This window comes from Methyloversatilis discipulorum (genome assembly GCF_018780585.1).
Taxonomy (GTDB): Bacteria; Pseudomonadota; Gammaproteobacteria; order Burkholderiales; family Rhodocyclaceae; genus Methyloversatilis; species Methyloversatilis discipulorum_B.
Genome location: NZ_JADMJL010000051.1, coordinates 26,086 through 34,408, shown reverse-complemented (window position 1 = coordinate 34,408; position 8,323 = coordinate 26,086). Strand labels below are relative to the sequence as shown.

7 protein-coding genes are annotated in these 8,323 nt (G+C 66.8%); 5 read left to right on the top strand and 2 right to left on the bottom strand.

The genetic code is table 11. The features are described from left to right. A partial coding sequence (locus IV112_RS19230) for a dihydroxy-acid dehydratase domain-containing protein (protein WP_304006316.1) occupies window positions 1-629 on the bottom strand: 629 nt, incomplete at its 3' end. Window positions 630-713: 84 nt separating this feature from the next. Between IV112_RS19230 and IV112_RS19225 the strand changes: the two genes are divergently transcribed. The 4 genes from IV112_RS19225 to IV112_RS19210 all read left to right on the top strand — a co-directional run bounded on the left by IV112_RS19225 (window position 714) and on the right by IV112_RS19210 (window position 5,928). Further along, the gene (locus tag IV112_RS19225; protein WP_304006313.1) at window positions 714-1,787 is read left to right on the top strand and encodes a glycosyltransferase; all 1,074 of its coding nucleotides are present in this window, start codon (window positions 714-716) and stop codon (window positions 1,785-1,787) included. Window positions 1,788-1,929: 142 nt separating this feature from the next. Further along, window positions 1,930-2,763 (top strand): PhnD/SsuA/transferrin family substrate-binding protein, encoded by an 834-nt coding sequence (locus IV112_RS19220; RefSeq protein WP_304006310.1) that lies wholly within the window; start codon window positions 1,930-1,932, stop codon window positions 2,761-2,763. Further along, window positions 2,760-5,057: an ATP-binding protein gene (locus tag IV112_RS19215; RefSeq protein ID WP_304006307.1), complete on the top strand. Its 2,298-nt coding sequence runs from the start codon at window positions 2,760-2,762 to the stop codon at window positions 5,055-5,057. The genes IV112_RS19220 and IV112_RS19215 overlap by 4 nt, the downstream gene beginning before the upstream one ends. A 94-nt stretch (window positions 5,058-5,151) precedes the next feature. Beyond that, window positions 5,152-5,928 carry a ferredoxin--NADP reductase gene (locus IV112_RS19210; protein ID WP_304006304.1) on the top strand — a complete coding sequence of 259 codons (777 nt, stop codon included), beginning with the start codon at window positions 5,152-5,154 and terminating at the stop codon, window positions 5,926-5,928. A gap of 73 nt (window positions 5,929-6,001) precedes the next feature. Here the strand turns inward: IV112_RS19210 and IV112_RS19205 are convergent, their stop codons facing one another. After that, window positions 6,002-6,958 (bottom strand): PEP-CTERM sorting domain-containing protein, encoded by a 957-nt coding sequence (locus IV112_RS19205; protein WP_304006302.1) that lies wholly within the window; start codon window positions 6,956-6,958, stop codon window positions 6,002-6,004. Window positions 6,959-7,103: 145 nt separating this feature from the next. On the opposite strand from IV112_RS19205, the gene IV112_RS19200 reads away from it, so the two are divergent. After that, window positions 7,104-8,297, top strand: coding sequence for a nucleotide disphospho-sugar-binding domain-containing protein (locus IV112_RS19200; protein WP_304006299.1), 1,194 nt, complete (start codon window positions 7,104-7,106; stop codon window positions 8,295-8,297). The last annotated feature ends 26 nt before the right edge of the window (window positions 8,298-8,323 follow it).

Sequence of the window (8,323 nt, the reverse complement as noted above, 5' to 3'; positions counted from 1 at the left end):
GCTTCGGTCAGGCAGTTCATCGAATTGGCGGTGAACATGCCGGAGCAGGAGCCGCAGGTCGGACAGGCGCTGCGCTCGTAAGCTTCGGACTCCTCGTCCGAACAGTTGGTGTCGGCACCCTTGACCATGGCGTCGACCAGATCGACGGCGATGATTTTCTGGCCCCAGTTCACCTTGCCCGCTTCCATCGGGCCGCCGGACACGAACACGGTGGGGATGTTCAGCCGCATGGCGGCCATCAGCATGCCCGGGGTGATCTTGTCGCAGTTCGAGATGCACACCAGCGCGTCGGCGCAGTGGGCATTCACCATGTATTCGACGCTGTCGGCGATCAGGTCGCGCGACGGCAGCGAGTACAGCATGCCGCCGTGGCCCATCGCGATGCCGTCATCGACCGCGATGGTGTTGAATTCCTTGGCCACGCCGCCGGCTTTCTCGATCTCGCGGGCGACCATCTGGCCGAGGTCCTTCAGGTGCACGTGGCCCGGCACGAACTGCGTAAAGCTGTTCGCGATGGCGATGATGGGCTTGCCGAAATCGCCGTCCTTCATGCCGGTGGCGCGCCACAGCGCGCGGGCGCCGGCCATGTTGCGGCCGTGGGTCGAGGTACGGGAACGGTAGGCGGGCATGGAAGCTCCTGCAGAATCGGGTAAAAGCGGAATTCTATCCGTCCCTTCACCTTCCGTCCCTTCATCTTCCCCGATGTGCCTCCGATGAGCCGACCGAAACTGATATTCGTCACCCGCAGTCGCTACTGGCGCCCCGGCAACGGCGAAGCGGCGCGCACCGCGGCGCTGATCGATGCACTGGCCGAGGTCTGCGAACTGACCGTGTTCTTCCCCGAGCAGCCGGACGCAGCCACCCGGCCCTTTGTCGAGCGCAGCCGGCATCGCTACCGCCTCGCGGTCGGCGATACCGCGAGGCCGGAACGCGCCGCACTGGTGAGCGGGTTGCGCGGCATGTGCCGGCAGATCGCGCCGGACTGCGTGCTGCTGTCGCGGCTGCAACTCGATTTCCTGCGGCTGGCGGTGCCGGATGGCATCCGGCTGGTGATGGACACGCACGACCTGGTCAGCGACAACGCCGCGTCGCGCGCGAGCGTGGGCGTCGCGGTCGAGGAGGCGCTGGATTTCGAACGCGAGCTCGGCTTCCTGCGTCACTACGACCGCGTGCTGCTGATCCAGCCGGACGATCACGCGCGCGTTGCCGCCGCGCTCGGCGAGCGGGCGTTGTGCGTGCCGCACCCGGTCGTGCTGCCGGCGCAGCCGGTGAGGCCGGATTCGCGTGTGATCGGCTACGCGGCCAGCCAGTGGGTGGCGAACCGGCACGGCCTGCAGTGGTTCATCGATGACGTGTGGCCCGCGCTGTCCGCCGAGCGCGCCGAGCTGCAGGTGGCCGGGCACATCGCCGCGCTGCTGCCGCAGCCGTTGCCGGACGGCATCCGCGCGCGCGGCTTCGTTCCCGACATCGAGGTGCTGTGGAGCGGCGTGGACATCGCCATCAACCCGGTGCGCTGGGGCTCCGGGCTGAAGATCAAGACGGTCGAGGCGCTCGCCGCCGGTCTGCCCGTGGTCACCACGCGCGAAGGCGCGCGCGGCCTGGAGGATGGCGCCGGCGAGGCCTTTCTGCTGGCCGACGAAGCCGCTGCCTTTGCTGACGCCTGCCGCACGCTGCTCGACGATCTGCCGCTGCGCCGGCGCTACGCACGCGCCGCCCACGCATACGCCCGCGACCGCTTCTCGCATGCGGCCTGCTATGGCGGACTGATGGCCTGGCTGCGCGGCTGAACACGCTTCGAGTCACCAACGCTTTCTGGAAAAATCATTGTTAAACAGTGTGTTGTGATGATGTTGTGGTGCACCAGCCATTCAAGGGGCGACGGCGCGATCCGTTAATGCCGAGGTACCCATTGCCGTCTCGTCTGCCCGGATGTTCCTCGCCCTCACTCGTCTGCTGCTGTCCCTTGCCTGTTTCATTCCGGCGCTTGCGCTTGCGCAGGACGCGCCGCTGTTCCGCATCGGCGTGGCGCCGCACACCAGTTCGCGCGTCATCATCGAAATGTACCAACCGCTGCGGCAGCATCTGCAGAAGACGCTCAGCACGCCCGTTGCCATCGTTACTGCGCCGGACTTCACCGAGTTCGCGCGCCGGGCGCTGAACCAGGAGTACGCGCTGGTCATCACGACCGGACATCAGGCCGAAATGCTGCGCGCTGATGCGCGTTACCGGCCGCTGCTGACCTACCGCGCGCCCTTCCATGCGGTCGTCGCCGTCGCTGCGGGCAGCCGGGCGAAGTCGGCACGCGAACTGGCCGGCAGCACGGTGGCCGGACTCAGTCCGTCGTCACTGGTGACACTGTGGGGCCTGCGCTGGATGAGCGAGCACGGTGCGGCCGGCGTCACCGTTCGATACGTCAGCGCCGCCGACAGCGTGGCGCAGTTGCTGCTCAATGGCGAAGTCAGCGCCGGCACGATGTCGCTTGCCAACTTTCAGGGCCTGGCGCCCGAGGTGCGTACGCGACTGCGGCTGCTGACCGACAGTCCGGCCATGGTCGGCCGCGTCTATCTGCTCAATCAGGTCGAGGCCGCACGCGCGGCCGCGATCGAGACGGCGTTGTGGTCGTTTGCCGAAACGCCGGCCGGCGTCGATTACTTCGCCCGTTACAAGCTTGAAGGCTACCGCCCGCTTCGCTCCGGCGAACTCGATGCGATGGTGCCCTATGCCGCCGAGGTGCGCGAACAGTTGAAGAAGTCTGCACTGTGAGCTGGCTGTTCGATTTCCGGCTGCGGCGCTCGGTGCGCGGCCGTCTGCTGATCGCCGCCATCGTCGTCGAGGCGGTCATGCTGACGCTGCTGGTGAGCAACAGCGTGCGCCTGCAGCGCACCCACATGACCGAGCAGGCTGAGCGTCACGCGCAGCAGATCGTGCCCATCCTGAACGCGGCGCTGGTGGCGCCGATGGCGCAGAGCGACTACGCGACGATGCAGGCGGTGCTGGACGAAAGTCGATCCAGTCAGGGCATCGCCTATCTCATCCTGCGTGATAGCGGCGGCCACGTCGTCGCACACAGCGGCTGGTCGCGCGAGGCGCCGTTGCCGCAGACCGACGAGCGCTTCGATCTGTCGGTCGAGGAGGATCCTCCGATCTACGACCTGGTCACGCCGGTGGCGCTGGCCGGGCAGCCGCTCGGTCAGCTGCATTTCGGTCTCGACATGTCGGCGCTGCGCAGCGCCAACCGCCAGCTGCTGCTGCAGGGCATCGGCATCGCTGCGGGCGAACTGCTGCTGTCGATCGCGCTGCTCACCGGTCTCGGTCTGTGGCTGACACGCCAGTTGCTGCGGCTTACGCATGCGGCGGAAGAGGTTGCGCACGGCGCGCTGACGCCCGCGCCGGTCGCCGAAGGCGAGGACGAGGTCGGCCAGCTTGGCCGCGCCTTCAACGCGATGTCGGCGGCGATCCGGGAGCGCATCGGCGAACTGCAGGCGCTGCACGAGAAGGAGCACGGTCTGGCGCGCATCGCGTCTGAGGCGAACGGTCGGCTCGAAGCGCTGCTCGACGCGATGGACATCGGCGTGCTGCTGGCCGACCACGAGAAGCGGGTGCTGTACGCGAACGACAAGCTGGCGCAGGTGTGGGCGCTCGACGCCGGTCGTCCGCCGGACGGCTGTGCGCTGCAGGCGGTCGAAGCGATGTGTGCCGCGCGGCTGTCGTCCGGCGCGGCGACGACGGTGTTCTGCCCTCACCGCGGCGAGCGGGAGATATTGCTGGCCGATGGCCGTACGCTGACACAGCGCAGCTTTACCGTGCGCGATGGCGACGGTCGCGAGATCGGCTGCATGTGGCTCAGTGAGGACGTGTCGGCGGCGCGTGCGGCGGCCGACGAACTGCGCCGTGCGCGTGACGAAGCCGAGGCGGCCAGCCGCGCCAAGGCGGCCTTCCTCGCCACCATGAGCCACGAAATCCGCACGCCGATGAACGGCATCATCGGCATGACGGACATGGTGCTGTCGGAACCGCTCAGCGACGAGCAGCGCGAGCACCTCGGCTGGGTGAAATCGTCCGCCGACAGCCTGATGGGCATCCTGAACGACATCCTCGACTACTCGAAGGTCGACGCCGGCCAGCTGCAGCTCGAAGCGGTCGACTTCAGCCTTGAAACGCTGGTCGCCGAAACTCTGGCCATCTTCTCGTCGCAAGCAGCAGGCAAGGACATTGCGCTGCGCTGGCAGGTGGCGCCGGCGCTTCCTGCCATCGTCACCGGCGATCCGCTGCGGCTGCGGCAGATACTGTCGAATCTGGTGTCGAATGCGCTGAAGTTCACCGCCCACGGCGGCGTGACGGTGAATGTCGAGGGGGCGGGCGAGGGGCGGATCGCGCTGTCGGTCGCCGACACCGGCATCGGCATCGCGTCCGACAAGCAGGCGCTGGTGTTCATGCCTTTCTCGCAGGCGGATTCATCGACCACGCGCACCTATGGCGGCACCGGGCTGGGCCTGTCCATCGTGTCGCGGCTGGTTGCGCTGATGCACGGCACGATCAAGCTGGACAGTACGCCGGGCCGCGGCAGCACCTTCCGCGTCGAACTGCCGCTGCCGGCCGCACCGACCGAGGACGCCGCGGCGCGGCCGGACGACGCGGCATCCACGTACGCGGTCGCGTTGTGCGATGCCGACGTGCTGATCGCCGAGGACACGCCGGTCAACCAGGTGCTGCTCGGTCGCCTGCTGTCGCGCCACGGCGTGCGCATCACCCAGGCGGCCGACGGCCGGCAGGCAGTGGCGGCCTGCGGCGAGCGTCACTTCGATCTGGTGCTGATGGACATGCAGATGCCGGTCATGGACGGGCTGGAGGCGACGCGCCGCATTCGCGCGCTGGGCGATCCGTATTGGCAGCAGGTGCCCATCGTCGCGATCACGGCCAACGCGCTGGACGAGGATCGCGCCCGCTGCCGCGACGCCGGTATGGACGATTTCATCAGCAAACCCTTCCAGGCCGGGGAACTGGTGGCGACGCTGGCGCGTCATCTGTCGTACCGTCGCGCACCGGAAGCGGGATAACCACAGGTTATCGAAACATTGTTATTTGGTTTGTTGAGTTATGGTGCGCTGCGGCGCTATAAATGCACCATCGCCTTTCAACCGGATTACTGCCATGGCCAGCGTCGCGCCCGAAAAAGTTCTCAGCGTCCATCACTGGAACGATTCGCTGTTCAGCTTCAAGACCACGCGCGACCCCGGTCTGCGCTTCCGCAACGGTCATTTCGTCATGATCGGTCTGGAGACCGGCGGCAAGCCGCTGCTGCGCGCCTACAGCATCGCCAGCGCCAACTACGAGGAACACCTGGAGTTCTTCAGCATCAAGGTGCCGGACGGCCCGCTCACCTCCAAGCTGCAGCACCTGCAGCCGGGCGATGAAATCCTGGTCGGCCGCAAGCCCACCGGCACGCTGGTGCTGGACGACCTGAAGCCGGGCAAGCACCTGTACCTGTTCGGCACCGGCACCGGTCTGGCGCCCTTCCTGAGCCTGATCCGCGATCCCGAAGCCTACGAGCGCTTCGACAAGGTCATCCTGTTCCATGGCGTACGCCACGTGAATGAGCTGGCCTACCAGGACTACATCGAGAACGAACTGCCGAACGACGAATTCCTCGGCGAGTTCGTGCGCGACAAGCTGCTGTACTACCCCAGCGTCACGCGCGAGCCCTACCGCAACCGCGGCCGCCTGACCGATCTGATCGTCAGCAACAAGATGACCGACGACCTCGGACTGCCGCCGCTGAATCCGGAAACCGACCGCGCGATGATCTGCGGCAGCCCGAGCATGAACAAGGACACCGCCGACCTGCTCGACGCGCGCGGCTTCGTCATCTCTCCGGGGGTCGGTGAACAGGGTGACTACGTGATCGAGCGGGCATTCGTCGAGCGCTGAGCGGGCGATGTGACCGTGGAAAGAAAAAAGCACCGCATGCGGTGCTTTTTTCTTGTCGGTGCGGATGTGCGACTCAGTCGCGCTTCTTCCGTCGTCGTGCAACGCCGGCCGCGCCCGCGGCGAGTGCCAGCAAGGCGAGACTGCCGGGCTCCGGCACGGCGCGCGTGGTGACGCGCAGGCTGTTCGGGTCGGCGTTGACCGGATTCGCTTCGATCTCGAACGGGTCGCCGTAAAAGGCCGACGCATTGCCCTTGCTCTGCGTGCACACGGAGGTGCTCTGCAGCACCGGGCCGTAGCCGCCATATCCACCGTAGCCGCCGTAGCCCTCGTAACCGCCGCCGCAATCGTAGGCATAGACCCCGAGGTTGCTGGCGGCGCTGTCCGACAGCTCGGCCAGCACGTCGAGCGACTGGTTCGGGTCGAGCACGCCGAGGTCGATGGTGACGTAACGGCTTCCCCAGCTGTAATAGCCGTCGCTGCCGTCGTCGTTGCTGTTCAGGTCGGTGCCCGACTTGTCGTGCGTGATGACGCCGCCGTTGTTCTGGATGCTGGCCGACGAGTACCAGACCTGATTGCCATCGATCTTGATCGACGCCAGGTAGTCGACGCTGAGGTATTCGTCTGCGTCGAGCGCGTAGTAGTTCGTTGCACTGATCGAGCCGCCGTAGATCTTGAACGTGAGGCTGAAGTTCTGCGCCACGTTCGACGCGTTGGTAACGGTGGCGAGAATGCTGGCCATCGCGCTGGCGCTGCCGTTGTAGCCGTAGGCCGAGGAGGACACGGCATATGCGCCGGTGGCGGACGAGAAGGCATAACCGGAGGCGGAGTTGTTGTCGCCCGACCAGATGTAGCTCGAGCTGTTGCGATACTCCGGTGTCACCCAATCGGAAGGTGTTGCAGTGCTGCCGTTGCTGCTGGCGGCGGACGAGGCGCCGAGAACCGGCAGTGCGTGGGCGAGCGGCACCTGACTGAACCAGGCGAACAGCGATACCGCGATCAGTGTCGGGCGCGAGGGCAGCGAGAAGTTCATTGTTTTCATCCTGTACGATTAAGGCGCTCGCCGCCTGTAACAAGATTTATGCCCATTCTCTTAGGTTAAAAGAATCAATGACTTGCACGTCGTCTTCGCGCTCCGACAGGGCGTGGTGTAAAGCCCCCCGACAGTTGTGCGCGCGATGAGCCGCGTACTGATGGCATGGGAACTGGGCGCCAATATGGGCCACATCGACCGCATGCTGATCACCGCGCGCGCGCTGCGCGAACGCGGGCACGCGGTCACCTTTGCGCTGAAGGACCTCGCACGCGCGCACGGCCGCATCGTCGCCGACGGTTTTCCTATGCTGCAGTCGCCACTGTGGCTGCCGCGCATGGTCAACCCGCCGAAGCTGGTGAACTTCTCGGCCGTGCTGGCCGCCGCAGGATGGCTGGACCCGGCCGGTCTGGCCGGGCTGCTGTCGGCCTGGCGCGGGCTTTTTGACCTGCACCGCCCCGAACTGCTGGTGTGCGATCACGCGCCGACGGCGATGCTGGCGATGCGCGGCCGCGGCACGCCGATCGCGGCGATCGGCAACTGCTTCGAGATTCCACCGCATCGCGATGTGTTTCCGGCGATGAACTACTGGGACAAGGGCGACGTTGCCCAGTGCGCACGCAGCGATGCGCTGTTGCTGGCGCCGGTGAACCAGGCGCTGGCGCTGCTCGGTGACAGCGCCCTGCCGCGCCTGACCGAACTGTTCGGCGGGGTGCGCTGCATCGCGGCCAGCCTGCCGGAGCTGGCCCACTACCCCGAATACGACGAGCGCGTTCGGATGGTTGGTCCGAGCTATGTCGGCGACAAAGGCGTGGCGCCGGAGTGGCCGGCGGGCGAGGGCGCCCGCGTGTTCGTCTACCTGTCGCCCGAACACGCGGATTTCAATGCGTTGATGGAGGCGCTGCGGCAGTCCGGCATGCGCACGCTGGTGCATGCCAAAGGGCTGTCACCGGACGCCGCACGACGGCTCGGTGGGCCGTCGGTCCGCTTCGAGTCTTCGCCGGTGCAGATGGACCCGGCCGTGCGCGCAGCCGATCTGGTCATTTCGCACGCCAGCATCGGCACCGTCAGCGCTGCGGCGCTTGCCGGGTGTCCGCAACTGGTGCTGCCCAATCACATGGAGCAGTACATGGTGGCGCGCCGCATCGTCGATGGCGGCTTCGGTCTGGCCGTGCCGCCGGGCAGCAAGAACACCGATTACCCGGCGCTGCTGCGTCGCCTGCTCGACGAAGCGCGCTTCGCCGCGGCAGCGCGCGCGCTGGCACAGCGTCACGCCGGCGCCGACCCGACGAAGACCGGTGCCTGCATCGCCGACGAGCTCGAAGCGCTGCTGCGCTGAGCGGGAACCTCCGGCCGTGGGTGCGC

Excerpts from the sequence above, each read along its gene's own strand:
- IV112_RS19200 (WP_304006299.1), top strand. The coding sequence starts at position 7,104 with ATGAGCCGCGTACTGATGGCATGGGAACTGGGCGCCAATATGGGCCAC.
- IV112_RS19225 (WP_304006313.1), top strand. The coding sequence starts at position 714 with ATGAGCCGACCGAAACTGATATTCGTCACCCGCAGTCGCTACTGGCGC.
- IV112_RS19220 (WP_304006310.1), top strand. The coding sequence starts at position 1,930 with ATGTTCCTCGCCCTCACTCGTCTGCTGCTGTCCCTTGCCTGTTTCATT.
- IV112_RS19205 (WP_304006302.1), bottom strand. The coding sequence starts at position 6,958 with ATGAACTTCTCGCTGCCCTCGCGCCCGACACTGATCGCGGTATCGCTG.
- IV112_RS19210 (WP_304006304.1), top strand. The coding sequence starts at position 5,152 with ATGGCCAGCGTCGCGCCCGAAAAAGTTCTCAGCGTCCATCACTGGAAC.